Source organism: Achromobacter sp. SD115, from assembly GCF_017355315.1.
In the GTDB taxonomy this organism is placed as follows: Bacteria; Pseudomonadota; Gammaproteobacteria; order Burkholderiales; family Burkholderiaceae_B; genus Achromobacter; species Achromobacter xylosoxidans_B.
This window is the reverse complement of the sequence record NZ_JADIJM010000012.1, coordinates 106145-127886: the sequence shown is the minus strand read 5'-3', so window position 1 is coordinate 127886 and position 21742 is coordinate 106145. Positions and strand designations below refer to the sequence as shown.

Here is a 21742-nt window from a genome sequence, read left to right as displayed (position 1 = left end):
CGCCTCGCCTCTTTTTGCCTTGACATGCCTGAAACCGCGTGCCACGGTCGACCGATCATTCCATTTCGCGGTGCTCGATCGTATATCCCATGCCGCGGAAAGTATGCAGCAGCTTGACGTCGAAGGGATCGTCCACTTTTGCCCGAAGCCGGCGTATCGCGACCTCGACAACATTGGTATTGCTGTTGAAGTTCATGTCCCAAACGTGCTCGGCCAATACAAGGCGGGACAGGACTTCGCCCTGGCGACGCATCAGGAACGTCAACAAGCAGAATTCCTTGGCAGTCAGCTCTAGGCGCGCGCCGCCGCGTGTCACGCGCCGTCGCAGCAGATCAAGCTCCAGGTCGGCAACGCGCAGGATGTTCTGGCCGCACATCATATCTCCGAAGCTGATCCCACGCCGCTTCAGCGCTAGGACGCGCGCGAGCAGTTCCGACAGCGAGAATGGCTTGACGAGGTAGTCATCCGCGCCTTGCTCCAGGCCACGCACGCGATCTTCCAGACTGGTCCTGCTCGTCAGCATTATGACGGGCACGCTGTCGTGCAACCGAACTCGGCGCAGCACTTCGAATCCATCCATGCCGGGCAGAACCACGTCCAGGATGATCAAGTCATACTGTTGCTCGTCCGCCAGTTGCAAACCGCTGATACCGTCGAGCGCGATGTCGACCAGATAGTTGTTGTGAGTGAGACTGCGGCGAAGATTCTCGGCGAGCTTTCTCTCGTCTTCGATGACTAGAATTTTCATTTTGGTGTGAGAGCGTCAACATGAAAATCGACAATTTGCAGCTTTATATGCAAAGCCACTGTAGCGGCATGCTCTCGTCAGAAGGCCTACTCGCGGATTACGAATCCGCAAGCAAACTGCGGGGAAAAAGTAATTTCTCAGACATCAACGGCTGAAGTTCATATGCTCTTCAGCCTTCTTGCATGCACCGAGAGAGCCAAGAATCGCGGAGCGGCAGGCCAACGTCGCCTCTCACCAAGATACCGAGTCCTCTTCGTGTATCAAGCGCAAGAAGTGCTCGACCTGCGACGACATAGGTCGGTCCGCCCGGACGATGCTGCCGTAGGACGAAAGCCTATTCTGCATCGTGTACTTCACCAGTCCGATCATCTTGTGCGTCTGGAAGCCTTTCGCCACCGGCTGAGGTAAGGCGGCAATCATGTTGGTGCTGATGACCAGATGCACAGTGATAAGCGTGGACGACGTCTCTATCAGCCCTGGCGGCAGGGCGGTGTGGTGATTCATGAATTCTTGCGTGATGACTTCGCGCATGGGGCTGCCCTCCGGCTGCAATACCCATGGAAACCCGCTGATCCGATCGAAGGCGGGGGCGCGCATCCGGGCCAGCGGATGGCCGGGTGCGCAAATGACCGAGATTGTTTCTTCGTCCAGGGCGCGGAAGCGGTAGGAACCTGAAGCGCCTGGCACACGCCCGATCACCACGTCGAGTTCGCCACGGTCCAGCTGCTCCATCAGCCTGTCGCTGGTGCCCACCTCGATATCCACCGACAGCAGCGGATACTGCTTCTTGAGCTTGGCCAGCGAACGCGTCAGAAACATGGGCGAGGCGGCCATGATGCTGCCGATGGAGAGCCGGCCCGCCCGGCCGAGCCGCAGTTCGTTGAGTTCGCGCTGCAGTTGTTCAAGCGTGCCCGTCATGCCCCTGAAGCTCAGCAGCGCCAGCCGGCCGGCGGCGTTGAGCCTGAGCACGCGGCCCACGCGGTCGAAGAGCTCCTGTCCCAGCGTCTCTTCCAGCTCGTGCAGCATCTTGGTCGCAGCGGGCTGGGTCATGCCAATGGCGCGCGCTGCGGCGCCTAGCGTGCCGTCTTCGTCGATGGCGAGCAGCAGCGCCATCTGACGCATTCTCAGGCGATTTAGCAGATGGGAGACGGACGCGGATGTCATGTTTACAAATAACCAGTGGCTATCGATTCATCAACACTTTTCATTTTACGGGAATGCATTGCGCGCGAATGATTGCGGTACGGAAGCGCCGTCGGGCCATCCCCAAAAAAGAGTGAGACAAAGCATGAGATCAATCGCAAGCAATCGGGCCGCCAGCGCGATCGCAACGCGCGGGGCCGCGCGGGCGGCCTGGCTGTTTGCCGCCGCTTGCTGTGCGCTGACCGCCACGGCGGCGGCAGACGACAAGTATCCGTCGCATCCGATCAAGATCGTGGTGGGGTCCGAGGCCGGCAGCGCGCCCGATGCCTTGGCGCGGGTGCTCGCCAATGAAATGGGTCCGTTGCTGGGCCAGTCCATCATCGTCGAGAACAAGGCCGGTGCGGCGGGGGTGATAGGCGCGAAGAGCGTGGCCATGTCGCCCAAGGACGGATACACGCTGTTGATGGGCACGGTCTCGAACATGGTGCTCTCGCCTTCGTTCTATCCCGTCGACTACGACCCCGCCAAGAGCTTCACGCCGATAGGCATGGTGGCGTCGGTGCCGCTGGTGCTGGTGGCCTCGCCTGCGCTGGCCGTGAACGACTATGCGCAGCTTCAGACCAAGGCCAAGGGGGCTGCGGTGGAGATGAGCTACGCCTCGCCTGGCATAGGCGGACCGCAGCATCTGGCGGGCGTGCTGTTGCAGCGGCAGCTCGGCGGGAAGCTGCTGCACATTCCGTACAAGAGCGGCAACGCGGCCATGACGGCCGTGGCGGCAGGCCAGGTGGACCTGACCTTCGCCGGCATTCCCGCCGCGACGGCATTGGCGCAGGGCAAGCGCGTGGTGCCCCTTTTCGTGACTGCGGCCAGGCGGTCCGGCGCCTTGCCGGACGTGGCCTCGGCGGCGGAGGCAGGCCTGCCGGGCTTCGCGATCGACAACTGGCATGCCCTATTCGGTCCGGCGCAGTTGCCCCCGGCTGTGCGCGCCGCGCTGGAAGGCGCCTTGCAGAAGGCGCTGGCGTCGCCTGCCGTGAAGGATCAGTTCGAGAAGGCGGGCGCTGACCCGGTTCCAGGCAGTGGCAAGCAGCTGGAGGCGTTCGTGGCGGCGGAGTCCGTCCGCTGGCAGCAGGTCATCCAAGAGAACAAGCTGAAGGCGGAATGATGCAGGCGCAGAATCTACTCATCATCATGGACGACGAGCACAACAAGAAGGTGCTCGGGTACAACGGCCATCCCGTGGTCAAGACACCCAATCTGGACCGACTGGCGGCGGGCGGCACCATCTACGACAACGCGTATTCCAGCTCTCCCATCTGCGTGCCCGCGCGCGCTGCCTTCGCCACGGGACGCCATGTGCACCAGAACCGCTGCTGGGACAACGCCATCGCCTATGACGGCCGCATGCCCAGCTGGGCGCACGTGCTGCGGGACGCCGGCCATCGCGTCACCTCCATAGGCAAGTTGCATTACAGCGGGGACGATATCGACGGCGGCTTTTCCGAACAGATCATTCCGATGCACATCGAGGCGGGCGTGGGCGATCTCTACGGGCTGATCCGCGATCCGCTGCCCACGCGGCACCAATCCGCCGACCTGGCGCGCAGCATCGGACCGGGCGAGAGCAGCTACACCCGCTACGACCGCGATATCACGTCCAGGACGGTGGCATGGCTGCGCGAAGCCAGCCGCGTTCCGCACGACAAACCCTGGGTGCTGTACACGTCTTTCATCTCGCCGCACTCGCCCCTGATCGCTCCGCCGGAGTACTACGCGATGTACGCGGGCCGCGACATCGAACTGCCAGGCAAACGCGCGCCCTATCACCCGTGGATACAGGCGTGGAACGACTGCTATGGATTCGACTCGTACTTTGAAAGCGACGAGCAGCGGCGAATCGCCATCGCCTCCTATTACGGTCTATGCTCGTTCCTGGACGCGAACGTCGGACGGATCCTGCATGCGCTGGAGGAGACCGGCCTGGCGCGGACGACGCGGGTGGTCTTCATTTCGGACCACGGCGACAATCTCGGCGCGCGCGCGCTGTGGGGAAAATCGACCATGTACGAAGAGTCCGCCGGCGTCCCCATGCTGGCCAGCGGCCCCGGCATCGCCGCCAGCCGGCGCGTGGCCACGCCGGTGTCGCATGTGGACTTCTTCCCTTCGATCCTGCAGGCGGTGGGTGCGGACGCGCCAATGCCGGCGGGGATGCCCGGCCGTTCGTTCTTCGATATCGCGGACTCGCCGTATGACTCCAGCCGCGCGGTATTCAGCGAGTATCACGCGGCAGGCGGCGTCAGCGCGGCCTACATGCTGCGCCAGGGGCGGTACAAGTACATCCACTACACAGGTTTCGAGCCCGAGCTGTTCGACCTGGAACTGGACCCCGAGGAGGTCCACGATATCGCGCAGGATCCCGCCATGGGCGAGATCGTGCGCGGCTTTCGCGGGCAGCTGGAAGCCATCTGCGACCCGGCGCTGACCGATCAGGAAGCCAAGCGCGATCAGGGCGCGCTGATCGAGGCCCATGGCGGCGCGCAGAAAATTCTGGCCCGCGGCGGCAGCAGCTATACCCCGATCCCGGGGGAAGCCGTGAAGCTCCTCGGGACCGGTCACTGAACCGTTGCCATGTTGCAAGATCTCTACGCATGGCTCGCCACGCCCATCAGCGGCTCGACCGGGCATTTCATTACGTCGGCGGTGTCTTGGCACGGGCGGATCATGACGCTCGCATGGGGCGTCCTGGTGCCGCTTGCGGTAATGCTGGCCAGGTTTTTCAAAGTCATGCCCAGGCAGCCCTGGCCTGCGGCGCTGGACAACAAGGCCTGGTGGCATGGCCACCGGTTGTGCAACTACTGCGCGGTAGCCCTGGCCGTGATCGGGATCTGTCTGGTGTGGCGGCAAGATGGCTACCGCGGCCCGGTCCGGGATGCGCACGCGTTCCTGGGATGGTCCTTATTCGCGCTGGGCCTGCTGCAAGTTCTGGGCGGGCATCTGCGGGGCACCAAGGGCGGTCCCACCGCGCCGCGCAGGGATGCCCAAGGCGCGGTCATCGATCTGCATGGTGATCACTACGACATGACGCCGCGCCGCATCCGGTTCGAACGCGTGCACAAGTCGCTGGGATACTTTGCCTTGCTACTGGCCGTGGCAGCTATCGCGATGGGCTTGTGGACCGCCGATGCGCCGCGCTGGATGTGGCTGGCCATAGTCTGCTGGTGGGCAGGTCTGTTCAGCCTTGCGGCGCGCCTGCAGCGCCAGGGGCGTTGCATCGATACGTACCAGGCCATCTGGGGCCTGGATCCGTCTCTACCCGGCGCGGCGCTCGAGCCCGTGGGCTGGGGCGTGCGCAAGCTCGGGCACGGAATGGCGTCCGGCAAGCCAGAACTGAATCAGGCGAGAGGGCCGTTGTCATGAGGGATGGGATAACGATACTGGATGCCCGGCTGGAGCCGGTGGTGCGTGGCGCCAACCTGGAGCGGCTGTGCAGCGGCGCGGTATGGAGCGAGGGGCCGGTCTGGGTCAGCGAAGACGACTCGGTGCTCTGGAGCGACATTCCCAAAAACCGTATCTTGCGCTGGTCGGCGCGCGATGGCATGACCGTCTGGCGCGAGGCGGCCGGGTTCACCAATGGCCATGCGCGCGATCTCAACGGCGACCTGTTGCACTGTTCGCACGGCCTGCGCGCGATCGTGCGGACCCGCTTGGACGCCAAGGGCTTGGATGCCAGCCGCCGCGGCGAGGTCGTGGTGGACCGGTATGAAGGCAGACGGCTGAATTCGCCCAACGACCTGGTGGTCCGCAGCGACGGCGCCATATGGTTCACCGATCCGCCGTATGGAATTCTGAGCGACCGGGAGGGGCAGAAGGCGCCCAGCGAACAGGATGCGAACCACGTGTTCTGCTACGACCCGAAGACCGGGCGGCTGCATGCGGCGAGCGCCCAGGTCGAGGAGCCGAACGGATTGGCGTTCTCGCCGGACGAGTCCGTGCTGTACGTTAGCGACACGTCGGCCGCGCTGCGTACCGACGGCGGCGGCAACCACCGGATCGTGGCATTCGACGTGAACGGCGCATCGCTTTCCAACTTCCGCGTGGTCGCGGACGTGAGTCCTGGCCTGCCCGACGGCTTTCGCGTGGATCGTCGCGGCTGGCTGTACACCAGCAGCGCAGACTCGGTCCAGGTGCTGTTGCCGGACGGAACCTGCCTGGGCCGCATCGCGGTGCCAGAGAAAGTGGGAAATCTCACCTTTGGTGGAAAGCGGCGAAATCAGCTCTATATCGCGGCGTCCACGTCGCTCTACCGAATCATCCTGAATACCGAAGGAGTACAGCGCCCATGAGCCAGGAAATCCTGCTGTTGGTGGAGAAGTGCAGCCACTGTTTCAGCTTCTACGACGTCGCTACCGGCGCACGCCTGCACAGCATTCCATTGGAGGAGTATCCGCACGAGTTCGTGGTGGATACGGCCAGGCGTTTTGCCTACGTCGGCCACTACGGTGTCGAGACCTCCGGCCATTTGGGCGCGGGCGGCACGAAGATCTTCCAGATCGACATCCGTGAGCGCCGGCTGGTCCGCACCATAGACGTTGCGCCCTTCAATCGCCTGCACGGCATGCAGATGGACCGCGAGGGAAGGTTGTTCGTGCTCAGCGAAGATCGCGCGCAGTTGCTGGTGCTCGATCGTCCCGCAAGCGACACGGCGCCGCGCCGTGCCGTGCCGACGGGCGGCATCAAGAGCCATCTGTTCGCGCTGAGTCGTGATGGACAGACGGCGTACTCGATGAACCTGCTGTCGCACACCGTGACGAAGATCCGGCCGTTCGACGCGACTGTTGCGCCAGTGCCGTGCGCGCCGGGCGAGAAGCCAGAGGGCTATGCCCTTAGTGCCGACGAACAGACGCTCTACGTCACCTGCCGCTGGAGCAACACCCTGTGCGCGATCGATACCGCGACCATGAGGGTGCTGCGGTCCGCGCCTTCCCGCGACGACGCGACGCGCCTATACCAGTATCGCGACGGCAGGCTGGTGGTCACGAACTACGGCGAACGCAGCCTGTCCATCGTCGATCCGGCCGATCTTAGGGAACTGGGGCATGTCCCCTTGGAGGCTCGTGCCATCGCGCTGAGCTATCATCCGGCCCGGCCGCTGGCCTACGTCAGCCAGGACAATGACAAGCTGGGTATTTTCAACATGGAGACGCTGAAGTTTGAACGGTTCATCTCCACGCAGCGGGAGCCGGACGTGTCCTGCCTGGTTCTGTTGGACGATTGAGGCGGAATGCCTGCGGCCGTTCAGCTGAGATGCACCGACGACGCGATGCCCTGATCCGCCATCTTGGAATACGGGCAGATCGACTCGGTCTCGTGGACCAGCGCCAATGCCATGTCCTTGGCCAGTCCCGGCAGGGAAATTTCCAGTCTGGCCTTGATGGAGAACAGGCCGTCAAACGCATCGCGCGCGAAGGTGGTGGTGCAGTGCACGGCGAAATCGGCCGGCAGCGCAATGCGGTTCTTCGTCGCGACCAGCTTCATGGCGCCATGGAAGCACGCGGCAAATCCCGCCGCGAACAATTGCTCGGGATTGGTGCCGCCGCCATTGCCGCCCAGCTCCTTGGGCAGCCTGAGCTCGAGCTCCAGTTCGCCGTCATTGGAGACGGCCTTGCCGGACGAGCGGCCATGTCCGGACGCGCCGCCGGTCACGGAGACGGTAGTCGTGTACAGAGGTAGATCGTCTGTGCCGACATAGGGATCCAGGAGCGAAACGGGGGGCGCGGACGGGGTTTTCATGGCGGACTCCTCAGGTGCGGAAAGCTGGCTTGTTGTTTTAGCCGCGGCAACTATAGAGTCGTCCCCATCGCGCGAAAAGACAGAATTTCTGTTCTGTGCGGCATCTTTTCTTATACCGCTGGGTCCGGTTTGTTAAGTGCTCTGCTTGATGTCGGCCAGCCTGTGCAACTCGTCCACGTCGAGGATGGCCAGCCCGCCATAGTAGGTTTCCAACACGCCCGCTCGGGCGAGCCTGGCAAGCGCCGCATTGCAGCGTTGCCGCGAAATGCCGCACAGGCCTGCGATTTCTTCTTGGGAAACCTTGAGGCGCCCATTCGTGCCGGAATGCCTTTCCGCGTTGAATTGCGCGGCGACGGCGCGCGCAACCGTCGTGTCGACGTCCAGCAGCACATTGGAAGTGAAGCTGCGCATCAGCCAGTCCACCCGCTGCGCCAGGTGCGTCATGAGCGCCTTGGTGAATTCGATGTTGTGGTTCCACAGGCGTTCACAGGTTTCGCGCGGCAGTATCACGATCTGGCTGGGCCTGAGGGCGACCACCTCGTATTCAAACCGCTCGCGGCGGATCATGGTGGCTTCGCCGAACCAGCTGCCGGTGCTGAATCCGGCCAGGGACAGCGTCTTGCCGTCGGCGCCGGGCGAGGACCACTTCACCAAGCCCTGTACCACGCCATACCATCCCGGCGAACGGCTGCCCGCCCGGAACAGGAATTCGCCGGCCGCCAGCGATACGACTCGCAGTTCCGCGCGGATCATGGTGCGTTCGAGTTCCGGCAAGCCCTTGTACCAAGGAACCACGTCGAGCATCTTGTCCACGGCGCCCTGCGCGCGCCGCCGCGTCGCGCTCAAGCGTTCGTTGCCGGCATCGGCTGGCGGTTCGCGCATCGTCTTCCTCCTTCGTCGCTCTTGTGTTGCCGCTCAGGTAAACCCTAGGCCGCTTTGTCACCATGATGACTGTCCGCCGCCGGGGCCCAGCACCAGAATAGCCGAGGTTCCCGACGCCAAAACCCACAAGAGGAGACAAGCATGTTGCCCATGCAAGGCATGATGTGCCGCAGCGCCCTGGCCTGCGGTCTGGCCGTGTCGCTGCTGCACGCCCCTGCGGCCCAGGCGCAGATTTCTGACGATGTTATTCGAATCGGCTTCATCACCGACATGTCCGGCGTGTACTCGGGGCCGGATGGCCCTGGTGGCGCCGAGGCCATCAAGATGGCGATCCAGGAGATGGGCGGCGAGATCAACGGCAAGAAGATCGAGCTGCTGACGGCCGATCACCAGAACAAGGCGGACATCGCCTCGGCCAAGGCGCGCGAATGGTTTGACCAGGCGGGCCTGGACATGCTGATCGGCGGCACCAATTCCAGCACGGCGCTGGCCATGTCCAAAGTGGCGGCCGACAAGAAGCGGCCCATCATCGTGGTGGGCGCGGGCGCGCCGGCGCTGACCAATGAGCAGTGCACGCCCTATACCTTGAACTACGCCTACGACACCGTGGCCCAGGCGCGCGGCACCGGCGCGGCGGTGGTCAAGGCAGGCGGCAAGAAATGGTACTTCCTGACCGCGGATTACGCGTTCGGCAATGCCTTGCAGGCGGACACGACGAAGGTGGTCGAGGCCGGCGGCGGCACCGTCGTCGGATCGGTCAGGCACCCACTGGCGGCCAGCGACTTTTCGTCCTTCCTGTTGCAGGCGCAAAGCAGCAAGGCGGATATCCTCGCCTTGGCCAACGCCGGCGCGGACGCCACGAACTCGATCAAGGCCGCCAATGAATTCGGCATCACCAAGACCATGCGCCTGGCGGGGCTGATCATGTTCATCAACGACGTCCATGCCATGGGGCTGCCGGCTTCGCAAGGCATGTACCTGACGGACAGCTGGTACTGGAATACGTCGGACGAAACCCGCGCCTGGGGCCGCGCTTTCTTCGAGCGGCGTAAGGCCATGCCTTCCTCGCTACAGGCGGCCGATTACTCTGCGGCGCTGCAATACCTGCGGGCGGTCAAGGCCACGGGCACTGACGACGCCGACCGCGTGCTGGCCTATCTGCGCGAAAACAAGCTGAACGACGTCTACATCAAGAACGGCGTGGTGCGGCCGGACGGGCGGGTCGTGCACGACATGTACCTGCTGCAAGTCAAGACGCCGGAACAGTCCAAGGAGCCCTGGGACTATTTCAATGTCGTGCAGACCATTGACGGCAACCAGGCCTTCACCACCAAGGAAGAGAGCCGCTGCGCGCTCTGGAAGTGAACCTCATGAGCAAACGTAAAGTCATCGTCACGATTGCCCCGACCGGGGGCATGGCATTCAAGAGCCAGAACCCGCACCTGCCCACCCAGCCGCTGGAGATCGCGGAGGACGTATACCGCTGCTATAACGCCGGCGCCAGCGTGGTGGCGCTGCACGCGCGCCGTCCCGACGACCAGGCGACCTGCGACGCCTCGGTGTACCGGGAAATGAACCGGCTCATCCGTGACCGCTGCGATATCGTGCTGAACAACTCCACCGGCGGCGGGGTGCATGGCGACATGGTCAAGGAGACCACGCCGGGCACATGGGAGATCCTGTGGGAAGAGCGGCTCAAGGGCATGGACGCTGGCGCCGAGATGTGCACGCTGGACGCCACGACCTTGAACCTCGCGTTCGGCGACCGCGAATACCTGATGAACACGCCGCTTAGCAAGGCCCGCGAACTGGCCGCCGGCATGCAGGCGCGCGGCATTAAGCCAGAATGGGAGGTCTTCAGCCCCACGCACATCCTGCAAGATGCCACGACGCTGATCGAAGAGGGGTTGGACGAAGGCCCCCATTTCATCAACCTGGTCATGAATGTGCATCGCAATTTCCAGAACGCCATGCCGTTTTCGGTACGGCACCTGCAGATGATGGTGGACCTGCTGCCCAAAAACAGCATCTTCTGCGTCAGCGGCATCGGGCCGGCGCAGCTGGAGGCCAATATCGCCGCCCTGTTGCTGGGCGGCCATGCGCGGGTCGGCCTGGAGGACAACCTGTACTACCGCCACGGAGAGCTGGCCACCAACGTCCAGCTGACCGAGCGGGTTGTGCGCATCATCCGCGAAATGGACATGGAGCCTGCCACGCCCGCGGAAGCGCGCGAGATCCTGGGCCTGCCGCTCAAAAGCGGAATCCGGCCCGAATTCGCGCTCTGACAAGGAAACGCCATGAGCAATTCACTGCAAGGTAAACGCGTCCTCATCACCGCGGGCGCGCAAGGGATAGGTTTGGTGATCGCGCGCAGGTTTCTGGAGGCGGGCGCCGAGGTGCATGTCTGCGACGTGGATGAGGCCGCATGCAAGGCCGCCGCTGCCGAGCATCCCCGTCTGGGCGTCAGCCTGACGGACGTGTCCAGCGAAGCGCAAGTCCAGGCCATGTTCGGCGAGCTGACGGAGAAATGGGGCAAGCTCGACGCCCTCGTCAACAATGCGGGGGTGTCCGGTCCGACCAACCGGCTGGAGGAAACCACGCTGGACGCGTGGCAACGCACGCTGGACGTCAATCTGACCGGAACCTTCCTGTGCGCGCGCAGCGCGGTGCCGCTGCTGCGCGCGGCTGGGGGTGGCGCCATCGTCAATATCTCGTCTGTCGCGGGGCGCCTGGGCTTTTCGCTGCGCACGCCCTACAGCGCCAGCAAATTCGGCCTGGCTGGCCTGACGCAGACCTGGGCCATGGAACTGGGGCCGTCGAACATCCGCGTCAATTCCGTGCTGCCGGGCGTCGTCTCGGGCGACCGGGTCGAACGGATCATCGCCGCCCGCGCCGCCGCCAGCGGCGTGAGCAACGATGCGATGCGCGAGCAGCTGGTGGACAAGGTGTCGTTGCGCCGCATGACCAGTCCGCAGGACATCGCCAATCAGGTGGCCTACCTTTGTTCCGACGAGGGCGCCATCATCAGCGGCCAGAGCATCTCCGTCTGCGGCAATGTGGAGTATCTGGGCTGAGGCGCCAACGCCCCTGGCGAACCGTCGGCGATGGTTCCAAAAAACCTGAGCGTCGGTTCGATCCAGGCGAATTGTTCGCCGTGTCCGGAAGTTCTAGACTGGACTCGTACATGCATTGTGTACCGCTGGCCGTCGCATAGCGGTCTTGCAGCGACGGCGGGAGGTCCTGATGACTCAGGTCGAGACCTTTGCCACCCTGCCGATGTGGGTAGGGTTCGTCGGGTTTGTGCTGGTCGTGCTGGCACTGGATCTTTACGTGCTGGGCGGGCGGCATGCGCATCGCGTGCGGCCCCGCGAAGCCCTGTTCTGGGTGGGCGTATGGATGGCGCTGGCCGCCTTGTTCGGCGCCTTGATGTGGTGGTATCTGGATACCACCCTGGGGCGGGCCGTTGCGCACCGCAAGACGCTGGAGTTCTACACCGGCTATCTGATCGAACTGTCCCTGTCCGTGGACAATATGTTCGTCTTTTCGCTGATCTTCGGCTACTTCGTGGTGCCGCTGGAATTGCAGCGCCGGGTGCTGCTGTATGGCGTGCTGGGCGCCATCGTGATGCGGGTCTGCATGATACTCGCCGGCGTATGGCTGCTGTCGCGCTTCGACTGGCTGTTTTACGTGTTCGGCTTGCTGCTGGTGGTAACCGGCGCCAGGATGCTGGCCCGGGCGGATCATCAGCCTGATATCGCCCGCAATCCGCTGGTGCGCATGCTGCGGTCTTCCATGCGCATTACCAAGGACTACCACGGCGAGTCATTCTTCGTGCGCATTGGCGGCCTGCGGCATGCCACGCCCATGTTTGTCGTGCTGCTGATGATAGAGGCGAGCGACGTTGTGTTCGCGGTCGACAGCATCCCCGCCATCTTCGCCGTCACCACCGACCCGTTCCTGGTCTTTACCTCCAATATCTTTGCCATCATGGGCCTGCGGGCGCTGTATTTCCTGCTGGCCGACATGCGGGAGCGTTTCCGCTACCTCAAGCACGGACTTGCCGCGGTGCTCATCATCATCGGCGGCAAGATGCTGGCCGCGCCATGGTTCCATGTGCCGGTGCAGTGGTCGCTAGTAGCGGTAGGCCTGATCCTGCTGGCATCCGTGGGCGCCAGCATGTTCCTGCCCAGACGGGCCGCGGCCAAGGCCGCGGGTCCCAAGGGCTGAGTCCCACGAACCGGAGATCTGTCATGAACACGATCATTCTTGCCACCGATGGGTCCAGCCACAGCGACGCCGCGGCGCGCTATCTGGTCGAAGGGCCGTTGCTGAACCGGGATTTCACGGTGCATGTATTGCATTGCGAGGCCGACGTGACTGGCGATGTCAAAGCCTTCATCGGTCAGGCCGACATCGACGCCTGGCATCACGAAGAGAGCGACAAGGCAATGAAGTCCGTGGTCGACATTCTGCGCGCGGGGAATGTCAGCTTCGAATGCCATGAGCTCACGGGACACACGCCGGACAAGATCGTGGCGCATGCGATCAAGGTCGGCGCCACGGCCATCGTGATGGGCTCGCACCATCGGGCGCCGTTTCTGGACGCCCTGCTGGGGTCGGTGTGCGCGCGGGTCATCGCCCATGCGCCCTGCCCGGTGCTGCTGGTCTGAGGGGCGGCGGGCGTCGCCGGGCCGGGCAGTGGTATCTTCTGCGTGTTTCTCCGCAATACGCAGTGTTTCATGCCCGACGACGTTCACAATCCTTCCGATACCCAGCCTGCCGGCGCGCCGGCGGCGCACCTGCGCCCCTTTGTCCAGAATTCCGGCACCCGGCGCACCCTGCATTTCACGCAGCAGGAAATCCAGAGCAGCATGTCCACGCTCAATCCCGACGCGCTGGAGCTGGAGTACACGCGGATGATGATGGGCTTCGTGCTCTTCAATCCGGATCCAGACCGTATCTTGATGGTGGGGCTGGGCGGCGGCTCGCTGCCCAAGTTCTGCCATCGCTATCTGTCGGGCAGCGCTGTCGAAGTGGTCGAGATCGACCCCGCCGTGATCGCCCTGCGTGACGCGTTCATGGTGCCGCGCGACGGGGAACGGTTCCGCGTGATCCAGGCCGACGCGGCCGAACACATGCGCGGACTGTCGGACCATGCCGACGTGATATTCCTGGACGGGTTCGGCGTAGGCGGGATTCCCGGCCCGCTATGTTCGGCTGAGTTCTACGCCGACTGTTTCAGGGCCTTGCGCGAGGACGGCATCCTGGTGATCAACTTCCATGTGAACCACCCGGACCATCACGAATACATGGACCGGGTGCGTGCATCGTTCGGCGCATCCATGTTCGAAGTGGTGGACGACGACATGACCAACAGCATCGTCTTCGCCTGCAAGGGCGATCTGCTGGACGATCCCGCCGCGGCGCAGCTGCGGCGGCCGGCGTCCATGCCCAAGGACGCCTGGCGCCAACTGATGCCGACGATGAAGGTGATCGGCGCGACGCTGGTGCAGAGATAGCACTCTAAGTGGACCAGCAGGCGTCGGGAAAGGCGTCAATGCTGGAGCCGCCTGTGCTGATGGCCTGCCGCAAGGCGCCGGACTGGACCAGTAGATTGCCTGCATAGAACTGGGCGCTGGCCTGGATTGCCTGCAGCGCGGCGCCGTCGGCCCCGCCGTCCAGCGCTGCGCGCAGGCGCAGCCCTTGCATCCAGGCGCCCGCCACCAGGCCCCAGAGCTCAAGATAGGACACGGCGCCCGCATGGGTGGCGCGCGGATCGGCGGCATGGCGTTCCAGCAGCCACGCGATGGCTTCGCGCAAATGCGCGCAGCCCTGCCGCAGACTGCGGCCGAACTCGCGGGCCGGCGCCGCGCCCGCCAGCATCGCCTCGGCCAGGTGGGACATCTCATCGAGTAGCAGCGTGGCTTGCGCGCCGCCGTCCCGGATCGTCTTGCGGCCCAGCAGGTCGTTGGCCTGGATCGCGGTGGTGCCTTCGTAGATGGTCAGGATGCGCGCATCCCGGTAGTACTGGGCCGCGCCGGTTTCCTCGATGAAGCCCATGCCGCCGAAGACCTGGACCGCGTCATACGTGATCCGTTGGGCGGTCTCGGTGAACCAGCCTTTCATGACGGGTATCAGCAGATCGACGCGGGCCTGGGCGCGGCTGCGGACTTCGAGGTCCGCGCCGGCATGGGCCAGATCCCTCTGCATCGATAGGTACATGCCCAGCGCGCGCATCGATTCAATTCGGGTCTTCATGGAAAGCAGCAGGCGGCGTACGTCCGGGTGGCGCAAGATGGGAAGCGCCGCGCCCTCTTCGCCGACGACCTTGCCCTGGCTGCGTTCCCGCGCATACCAGACCGCATGCTGGAAAGCGCGTTCGGCAACGGCCAGGCCCTGGTTGCCGACGGCGCAGCGGGCTTCGTTCATCATGACGAACATGTGCATCAGGCCCTGGTTCAGCTCGCCGACCAGGTAGCCGGTGGCGCCCTGCCCGGCGCCGAACTGCATGACCGCGGTGGGGCTGGCATGGATGCCCAGTTTGTGCTCCAGGGCCGTGCAGTGCACATCGTTGCGCGCGCCCGGCGAGCCGCCGTCCTGGATCAGGTATTTGGGCACGGCGAACAGCGACAGGCCTTTTGCGCCGGAAGGCGCATCGGGCGTGCGGGCCAGCACCAGATGGATGATGTTGGACGCGAGGTCATGGTCGCCGTAGGTGATGAAGATCTTCTGGCCGGATATCGCATAGGATCCGTCCTCCAGCGGGATTGCCCGGGTGCGCACGGCCCCAAGGTCCGAGCCTGCCGCAGGTTCCGTCAAATTCATGGTGCCGGTCCATTCACCGCTGATCAGCCGGGGCAGCAACTGGTCCTTCAAGGCCGGGGACGCCGCATGCAGGAGGGTTTCGATGGCGCCGCCGGTCAGCATGGCGCAGAGGGCGAAGCTGGGGTTGCAGGCGTGCCAGATCTCTTCGGTCAGGGTGGACAGCACGCAGGAAAGCCCCTGGCCGCCGTATTGTTCGGGTTGGCGCAAGCCATTCCATCCGCCTTCGCAGAAGGCGCGGTAGGCCTGCTGGAACCCGACGGGCGTGGAAACGCCGCCTTCATGCAGGCGGCAGCCCTGCTGATCGCCGATGCGATTGAGGGGATCCAGCAAGCCTTGCGCGAATTTCCCGGCTTCGAGCACGACGGAGCGCGCCAGCCCGGCGTCCAGCGCGGAGCCGCAGCGCTGTAGATGCGGGTCCAGGGGAAACACCGCGGTCGTGAGGAAGTCGATGTCATGCAATGGCGCTTGATACTGGCTCATGGAGTGCCTATTCAGAAGTGGAGAGTGACTGCGCCGGGCCGGCAGAGATTCTGGGGCCCAGGCCCGCATACCAGGGGCCGCCAAGGCGGCAGGCAGGGTCGAGCAGCGAACCATCGATGCGGCCATCGCTCATGCAGTGCTCGGCGATGCTGAAATGGATGACCTCGCCCACCAGCAGGCGTGCGGACTGGATGCCGAAGGTGAGCGCCTGCGCCAGCTTGCATTCGAGCCGGATGGGGCTGCGCGCGACGCCACGCGGTCTGACCCGCGTGCTTGCGACCATGTCCACGCCCAGCAGCGCGGCCTCGTCGACATCCGCCGGGTAGCGGCCCGAGGACGCGTGCATGGGGGCAAGCTGTTCCAGCGTGACGAAGTTGACGACGAAGTCTCCCGTTTCCAGGATGTTGGCCGAAGTGTCCTTATCCTGGCCCTGGTGCTGGCTGATGCTCAGGGCGATCAGCGGCGGTTCCGTCGACACCATGGTGTAGAAGCTGAAGGGGGCCAGATTGCCCCGGCCCATCGCGTCCATGCTGGATACCCAGGCGATGGGCCGGGGTACGAGACAGGAGGTCAGCAGCCGGTAGGTCTCGCGCGCGCTCAGCTTTGCCGCGTCCAGGCCGATGTGCGCGGCCATTCAACCCTCGTTCATGTGGGCCAGCCGTACCGGGTAGCGGACGTACCGCGCCTCGGCATGGCCGTCGAAGAGACCGCGGGCGCGCGCATGGGGTGTGTCGCGCAGCGCCAGGGGCTCTTCCACCAGCGATACCGGCACGTCCGCGGCCTCCAGGCGGGCGATGATGTCCGGCGCATCCAGGCCGGCCACGTGTCCGGCGATCGCGTGGTTGAGGTCCGTGGCCAGCGTTACGCGCTGGTGATAGGACGAGGTTTCCGCAATGCTCAGGTCCAAGGCAAAGGCTTGCACCAGGCGCAGCCAGAAGTGGTCCTCCAGCGCCGCAATCGCGACGCAGGCGCCATCGCGCGTGCGGAACACGCCATAGGCGGGCTTGTTCAACACGTCCTGGCGCTGCGCGGCCAGGCTGGCGAGTCCGGCCGAGGAGAACTGGCCCAGGCGCGGATTCATCCAGTGGGCCACGCAGTCCGTCAGCGACACGTCCAGATGTTGCCCGCGGCCCGTATGCTGGCGCTGCATCAACGCCGCCAAGATGCTGGACAAGGCATACATGGCGCCGCAAAGGTCGGCGACGGGCAGGCCGGCTCCTGGCGCAGGCATGGCGGGATCGCTGCCCGCCAGCGCCAATGCGCCCGCCGTGGCGAGATAGTTGATGTCATGGCCTGGCCGCTGCGCATTGGGGCCGTGCTGGCCGTAGCCGCTCAACGACACGTAGACCAGCCCGGGATTGATGGCGGCGGCCTCGTCATGGCCCAGGCCCAGACGCGCCATGACGCCCGGACGGAATCCCTCGACCAGGACATCGCTGCGCGCGATGATTTCGCGGGCCGCCTGCACACCTGCCGGCTGCTTGAGATCAAGCATGACGCATGGCTTGTCGCGGTTGACGGCATCGAACACGCCGGGGTAGAGCCGGCGCGCGTTGTCGCCGTGCGGAGGGCGCTCGATCTTTGTGACGGCGGCGCCCAGTTCCAGAAGGTTCTGGGTCAGGAACGGCCCTGGCAGCAGTTCGGAAAAGTCGGCAACCGCGATGCCGGAAAGGGGAAGAGGGTGCGGGTGAGGCATGGCAAGGCTCCTAGTCCAGCTGCACCTTGGCTTCCTTGACCACATTGCCCCACTTGACGGATTCGTCCTTCACGAAAGAGGAGAAATCCACGCCGGATTTCTTCAACGGCACGCCGCCGAAGGCGATCAGGCGCGAAGCGATCTGCGGATCGTCGATGGCCTGGGCGAACGCCTTTTCGAGTTTGGCGCTCACTTGCGCGGGCGTGTCGGCGGGCACGAAGAGGCCCATCCAGGACACGGAGGTGGCGCCCGGATAGCCGAGTTCCGCGAGCGTGGGCACTTCGGGGAAGGACGGCAGCCTGGCTTCTCCGGTGACGGCGAGCGCGCGGATCTTGCCGCTCTTGATGAAGGATTCGGTCGAGACCGGGTAGTCGAAGGAAATGTCGACCTGGCCGCCGATCAGCGCGGTGATCGAAGGCGCGCTGCCCTTGAACGGGATATGGCTGAATTTCACGCCAGCGACGGACTGGAACAGTTCGGCCGCAAGGTGCGTGCCGGTGCCGGCGCCGGCGCTGGACGTGTTGAGCTTGCCCGGATTGGCCTTGGCATAGGCGACGAGCTTCTCCAGCGTGTTGTACGGGCGGGATTCGTTGACGACAAGGATATTGGGAATGGCCGTCAGCCCCTGCACGGCGACCAGGGCCTTGTCAGGCTTGCTGGCGTTCTTGTAGATCAGGGGATTGGTGACCTGGGTGCCTTGGGTGCCGAGAAAGATCGTATAGCCGTCCGGCTTGCTGTTGGCCGCGTATTCCGCGCCGATGTTGCCGCCCGCTCCGGCGCGATTCTCGACGATGATGGGCTGCCCCAGCAGTTCGGAGGCGCGGGCGCCGACCGTGCGCGCCACATTGTCCGTGATGCCGCCGGCGGTGAACGGGACGATGAACCGTATCGGGCGGTCCGGAAAGGCGGCGTCGGCCGAGGCGTTGAGCGGCGCGAGCGCCATGGCGGCGGCGAGCACGCCCGCCGCGGGTCCGAAGAGCTTGTTGAACATGGGTAGTCTCCTGTTGTATGGGTCCGCCATCTGGAGCGGCGGATGTTGAAGTGCGCTATCGCGCGGATGCGATCAGCACGGCGTCCAGCGCGACGGCGCCGTCCGGGCTGACCAGCACGGGATTCAGATCAAGTTCCTGGACCTCATAGGGGCCGCGCGTCACGAAGTCGGACACGGCCAGCAGCAGTTTTTCCAGGGCGCCGATATCGGCAGGCGCCTGGCCTCGGCACCCGGCAAGCAGCTGATGGCAGCGGGTCTCCGCGATCATGGCGCGCGCGTCGGCGGGCGTGAGCGGCAAGAGGCGGCGGCTCACGTCCCTGAAGACCTCGACATAGACGCCGCCCAGGCCGAAGGTCAGGACATGGCCGAACAGGTCGTCGCGGTGCACGCCGACCAGGGTTTCCACGCCGCGTTGCGCCATCATTTGTTCGATCAGGATGCCTTCGATGTCCGCCTGCGGATACGCCTCGCGCGCCCGCGCCATGATCAGCTCCCATGCGTTGCGGATTTCCTCGGCCGTGCGCAGTCCGACGATGACGCCGCCGATGTCCGACTTGTGGAGGATCTGCGGGCTGACGATCTTGGCCACCACCGGGCCGCCGCATTGCGCGGCCGCGGCCACGGCGTCATCGACCGTGCGGCAGACGCGCCCGAAGGGCACGGCGACCCCGGCTTCGCTCAGCAACTGCTTGGCGGCGCGCTCGGCGTAGGCTTGCGGCGCCTGCGTATCGCGTTGGGGCGCCGCATGCATGATGGAGGGCTCCCATGCCGGATCGAAGGCGCGGGCGGATGCGCCATGGCCGTTCCATTTCGCCAGCGCCTTGATGGCCTTGCCCAGTGTCCGGATGGGTGCAATGCCTGCATCGACCAGGCATTGGTAGCCGGTTCCCAGCTTGTCGCTCATCCAGACCGGCACGATGGGGATATCGACTTCGGCCTGCACCTTGACCAGGTTCTGGCAGGCGGCCAGTGTCGTGTCGCCGTATTCCATGGGAATGGGATAGAGCACGACGTCCACATTCGGGTCCTGGGCCACACGCAGCAGCGAACCGTAGCTGATGTCGCTCTGGACCAGGATCTCCGCGGTGGTGTCGACGGGATTGTCGATGGCCGCATAGCTGGGAAGCAGCTCCGCCAGGGCCTGGCGGGTCCGCGGTTCGAACTCGGCGAGCGCCAGGTCCGCGGAACCCAGCATGTCCGCAGCCAGCGCGACGGTGCCGCCCGAGAACGAATACACGGCGGTGCGAATGGCGCGCGCAGGCACGCCGCGGGCCAGCAGCGCGGCGGTATCGATCAGTTCATCGATGTCGTCGACCTCCACGATCCCCAGTTGTCGGAAGGCGGCGCTGTTGATGTCCGCGCTGCCCGACAGCGCGGCGGTATGGGATTGCGTGGCCTTGACGCCGTAGGCGGACTTGCCGACCTTCAGGGCCACGATGGGTTTGCCCTGGCGCGCGGCATTGAGCGCTGCGGCAGCGAAACGGGGCGCGTCGTTGATGCCTTCCAGCAGCGTGACGATGACTTTGATTTCGGGCATCGCGGCCATGTGGTTGATGTAGTCGCTGGCGGTCAGGTCGACCTCGTTGCCGCTCGAACACCACAGGCCGATGCCGATGCCGCGGCCGCTGGCTTGCAGGAATGTGCGGCCGAGTCCGCCGCCCTGCGTGACCAGGCCGATCGGGCCGGGCATGCGGTCGTACTGGAAAGCGGGCGAGAACGTGAAGCCCAGGCCGCGGTTGTTGTTGTTCATGCCGGGGCAGTTCGGTCCGTAGATCCGGATGCCGGTTTCGCGGACGATGGCGCGCATCTGTTCTTCGAGCTGGCGGCCCGCCTCGCCGGTCTCGCCGAAGCCAGAGGTCAGGACGATGGCGAACTTGACACCCTTGCGGCCGCAGTCCGCCAGCACGCTGACCGCCGCCGGCGCCGGCACGACCACGATCGCAGTCTGTGGCGCATAGGGCAGATCCATCACCGAGCGATACGCGCGCCTGCCCATGACCGTGTCCTTGGTGGCGTTGACCAGAAATAGTTCGCCGGTGTAGCTGGAGTGCTCGACGATATTGGTCAAGGCGCGCTGGCCGATGCTGGCGGGCCGGTCCGAGGCGCCGATCAGGACGAGGGAGCTGGGATCGAACAGCGGGGCAAGGTCTGAAAACATTCGAGGTCCTCCGGGCATGTCGCGCATGCCCGCCTGGCAATGGTTGATGGTGCAATTAATACAACAGGTCGGATACTAATTCGAGATACCGCATAGGTCAATCGGAAATAAATTCGACATCTCGTTGTTCTATACGATATTATGAATTTAATAAGCCCTCCCGCAGGGGTTGCCACCGCCCCGGAACGGGGTGGCGCGCCCAGGGGAATTGCGTGATGGCACGCACGGCCGCCGGCCGTTCCATCCACACAGGAAAGAGTTACGCATGGATTTGAAAATTGCGGGAAAAGTGGCGCTGGTGACCGGATCGGGTCGCGGCATAGGCGCCCAGACGGCGCGGGTGCTGGCCGAAGAAGGAGCGCGCGTCGTGATCACCGACATCGACGGCCAGACCGCCGCGGCGACGGCGCAGCGGCTGCGCGATGAGGGCCTCGAGGCGATCGGCCTCCAGTGCGACGTCTGTGAGCGCGACGCCGTCGCCGCCATGGTGGACGCTGCGGCTTCTGCCTACGGTGGCGTCGACATCCTGGTCAACAACGCGGGTTTCACGCGCGACAAGTATCTGGGAAAGATGGCCGAGTCCGATTGGGATTCGGTGGTCGACACCATCCTGAAAGGCGCCTTCCATTGCACCCGCGCCGTGCTGCCGGGCATGATGGAGCGCAAGTGGGGGCGCATCATCAATATCGCCTCGCGTTCTGTGTTCGGCAACCCTGGCCAGACCAACTACACCACCGCCAAGCTGGGCCTGGTGGGCTTCACCCGCGCCCTGTCGCTGGAACAGGCCAAGTTCGGCATTACCGTCAACGCCATCGCGCCCGGCTTCGTCGAGACCGAGCTGATCCAGTCCCTGCCGTCCTATCCGGCATTGCGAGATGCGGCATTGGCCAAGAATCCGGTCGGCTTCCTGGGCCAGCCGGACGATATCGCGTCGTCCGTCGCCTTCATCGCTTCGGAGCGCGCCCGCTACATCACCGGCGTCACCCTGTACGTGACGGGCGGACGTTTTTCGTCTTGAGACGCACACCCCAT

At 64.6% G+C, this 21742-nt stretch carries 22 protein-coding genes; 13 read left to right on the top strand and 9 right to left on the bottom strand.

From position 1 onward, the window contains the following. Positions 1 to 55 precede the first annotated feature (55 nt). Positions 56 to 748, bottom strand: a complete 693-nt coding sequence (locus tag IPU70_RS18195) for a heavy metal response regulator transcription factor (RefSeq protein ID WP_207469158.1) — start codon at positions 746 to 748, stop codon at positions 56 to 58. Positions 749 to 768: 20 nt separating this feature from the next. Here IPU70_RS18195 and IPU70_RS32995 point away from each other — a divergent pair, with 20 nt between their 5' ends. Then, on the top strand, positions 769 to 903 hold the full coding sequence (locus IPU70_RS32995) for a hypothetical protein (RefSeq protein ID WP_256439245.1): 135 nt from the start codon (positions 769 to 771) through the stop codon (positions 901 to 903). 76 nt (positions 904 to 979) lie between these two features. Here the strand turns inward: IPU70_RS32995 and IPU70_RS18190 are convergent, their stop codons facing one another. Next, entirely contained in the window at positions 980 to 1861 is an 882-nt protein-coding gene (locus IPU70_RS18190; RefSeq protein WP_242702570.1) for a LysR family transcriptional regulator, read from the bottom strand. Positions 1862 to 2036: 175 nt separating this feature from the next. Here IPU70_RS18190 and IPU70_RS18185 point away from each other — a divergent pair, with 175 nt between their 5' ends. Genes IPU70_RS18185 through IPU70_RS18165 form a run of 5 tightly spaced genes read left to right on the top strand, consistent with a single transcriptional unit; the run spans position 2037 to position 7163 of the window. Beyond that, the gene (locus IPU70_RS18185) at positions 2037 to 3053 is read left to right on the top strand and encodes a tripartite tricarboxylate transporter substrate binding protein (protein ID WP_242702569.1); all 1017 of its coding nucleotides are present in this window, start codon (positions 2037 to 2039) and stop codon (positions 3051 to 3053) included. Then, positions 3053 to 4507: a sulfatase-like hydrolase/transferase gene (locus IPU70_RS18180; RefSeq protein ID WP_207469233.1), complete on the top strand. Its 1455-nt coding sequence runs from the start codon at positions 3053 to 3055 to the stop codon at positions 4505 to 4507. The genes IPU70_RS18185 and IPU70_RS18180 overlap by 1 nt, the downstream gene beginning before the upstream one ends. A gap of 9 nt (positions 4508 to 4516) precedes the next feature. Further along, a complete protein-coding gene (locus IPU70_RS18175; protein WP_242702568.1) occupies positions 4517 to 5305 on the top strand; it encodes a cytochrome b561 domain-containing protein in 789 nt (262 codons plus the stop codon). Continuing rightward, the gene (locus IPU70_RS18170; protein WP_207469156.1) at positions 5302 to 6231 is read left to right on the top strand and encodes an SMP-30/gluconolactonase/LRE family protein; all 930 of its coding nucleotides are present in this window, start codon (positions 5302 to 5304) and stop codon (positions 6229 to 6231) included. Before IPU70_RS18175 ends, IPU70_RS18170 begins: the two co-directional genes overlap by 4 nt. Beyond that, on the top strand, positions 6228 to 7163 hold the full coding sequence (locus IPU70_RS18165; RefSeq protein WP_207469154.1) for a YncE family protein: 936 nt from the start codon (positions 6228 to 6230) through the stop codon (positions 7161 to 7163). The genes IPU70_RS18170 and IPU70_RS18165 overlap by 4 nt, the downstream gene beginning before the upstream one ends. 20 nt (positions 7164 to 7183) lie before the next feature. Here IPU70_RS18165 and IPU70_RS18160 read toward each other — a convergent pair whose 3' ends face one another. Next, entirely contained in the window at positions 7184 to 7678 is a 495-nt protein-coding gene (locus IPU70_RS18160; protein ID WP_242702567.1) for an Ohr family peroxiredoxin, read from the bottom strand. 132 nt (positions 7679 to 7810) lie between these two features. Further along, a complete protein-coding gene (locus tag IPU70_RS18155) occupies positions 7811 to 8560 on the bottom strand; it encodes a Crp/Fnr family transcriptional regulator (RefSeq protein ID WP_242702566.1) in 750 nt (249 codons plus the stop codon). 141 nt (positions 8561 to 8701) lie between these two features. Here IPU70_RS18155 and IPU70_RS18150 point away from each other — a divergent pair, with 141 nt between their 5' ends. From IPU70_RS18150 to IPU70_RS18125, 6 genes are all read left to right on the top strand, one after another. Further along, positions 8702 to 9925 (top strand): ABC transporter substrate-binding protein, encoded by a 1224-nt coding sequence (locus IPU70_RS18150; protein WP_371818985.1) that lies wholly within the window; start codon positions 8702 to 8704, stop codon positions 9923 to 9925. A 5-nt stretch (positions 9926 to 9930) separates the two neighbouring features. Then, the gene (locus IPU70_RS18145) at positions 9931 to 10845 is read left to right on the top strand and encodes a 3-keto-5-aminohexanoate cleavage protein (RefSeq protein ID WP_207469152.1); all 915 of its coding nucleotides are present in this window, start codon (positions 9931 to 9933) and stop codon (positions 10843 to 10845) included. A gap of 12 nt (positions 10846 to 10857) precedes the next feature. After that, positions 10858 to 11634: an SDR family oxidoreductase gene (locus tag IPU70_RS18140; RefSeq protein ID WP_207469150.1), complete on the top strand. Its 777-nt coding sequence runs from the start codon at positions 10858 to 10860 to the stop codon at positions 11632 to 11634. A gap of 169 nt (positions 11635 to 11803) precedes the next feature. Beyond that, positions 11804 to 12787: a TerC family protein gene (locus IPU70_RS18135; RefSeq protein WP_207469148.1), complete on the top strand. Its 984-nt coding sequence runs from the start codon at positions 11804 to 11806 to the stop codon at positions 12785 to 12787. Between the two features lie 23 nt (positions 12788 to 12810). Then, a complete protein-coding gene (locus tag IPU70_RS18130; protein WP_207469146.1) occupies positions 12811 to 13230 on the top strand; it encodes a universal stress protein in 420 nt (139 codons plus the stop codon). 69 nt (positions 13231 to 13299) lie between these two features. Beyond that, a complete protein-coding gene (locus IPU70_RS18125; RefSeq protein WP_242702565.1) occupies positions 13300 to 14079 on the top strand; it encodes a fused MFS/spermidine synthase in 780 nt (259 codons plus the stop codon). Positions 14080 to 14083: 4 nt separating this feature from the next. Here IPU70_RS18125 and IPU70_RS18120 read toward each other — a convergent pair whose 3' ends face one another. The 5 genes from IPU70_RS18120 to IPU70_RS18100 are packed head-to-tail and all read right to left on the bottom strand — an operon-like array spanning position 14084 to position 20710. Beyond that, complete coding sequence (locus IPU70_RS18120) at positions 14084 to 15865, bottom strand: acyl-CoA dehydrogenase (protein ID WP_207469144.1); 1782 nt, start codon at positions 15863 to 15865, stop codon at positions 14084 to 14086. A 7-nt stretch (positions 15866 to 15872) separates the two neighbouring features. Then, positions 15873 to 16499: a flavin reductase family protein gene (locus tag IPU70_RS18115; protein ID WP_207469142.1), complete on the bottom strand. Its 627-nt coding sequence runs from the start codon at positions 16497 to 16499 to the stop codon at positions 15873 to 15875. Next, a complete protein-coding gene (locus IPU70_RS18110) occupies positions 16500 to 17561 on the bottom strand; it encodes a CaiB/BaiF CoA-transferase family protein (protein WP_207469140.1) in 1062 nt (353 codons plus the stop codon). It lies immediately after the preceding gene. Between the two features lie 10 nt (positions 17562 to 17571). Then, positions 17572 to 18552, bottom strand: coding sequence for a tripartite tricarboxylate transporter substrate binding protein (locus tag IPU70_RS18105; protein WP_207469139.1), 981 nt, complete (start codon positions 18550 to 18552; stop codon positions 17572 to 17574). Positions 18553 to 18607: 55 nt separating this feature from the next. Beyond that, the gene (locus tag IPU70_RS18100; protein WP_207469138.1) at positions 18608 to 20710 is read right to left on the bottom strand and encodes an acetate--CoA ligase family protein; all 2103 of its coding nucleotides are present in this window, start codon (positions 20708 to 20710) and stop codon (positions 18608 to 18610) included. A 265-nt stretch (positions 20711 to 20975) separates the two neighbouring features. Here IPU70_RS18100 and IPU70_RS18095 point away from each other — a divergent pair, with 265 nt between their 5' ends. Further along, positions 20976 to 21728 carry an SDR family NAD(P)-dependent oxidoreductase gene (locus IPU70_RS18095; protein WP_207469137.1) on the top strand — a complete coding sequence of 251 codons (753 nt, stop codon included), beginning with the start codon at positions 20976 to 20978 and terminating at the stop codon, positions 21726 to 21728. The last annotated feature ends 14 nt before the right edge of the window (positions 21729 to 21742 follow it).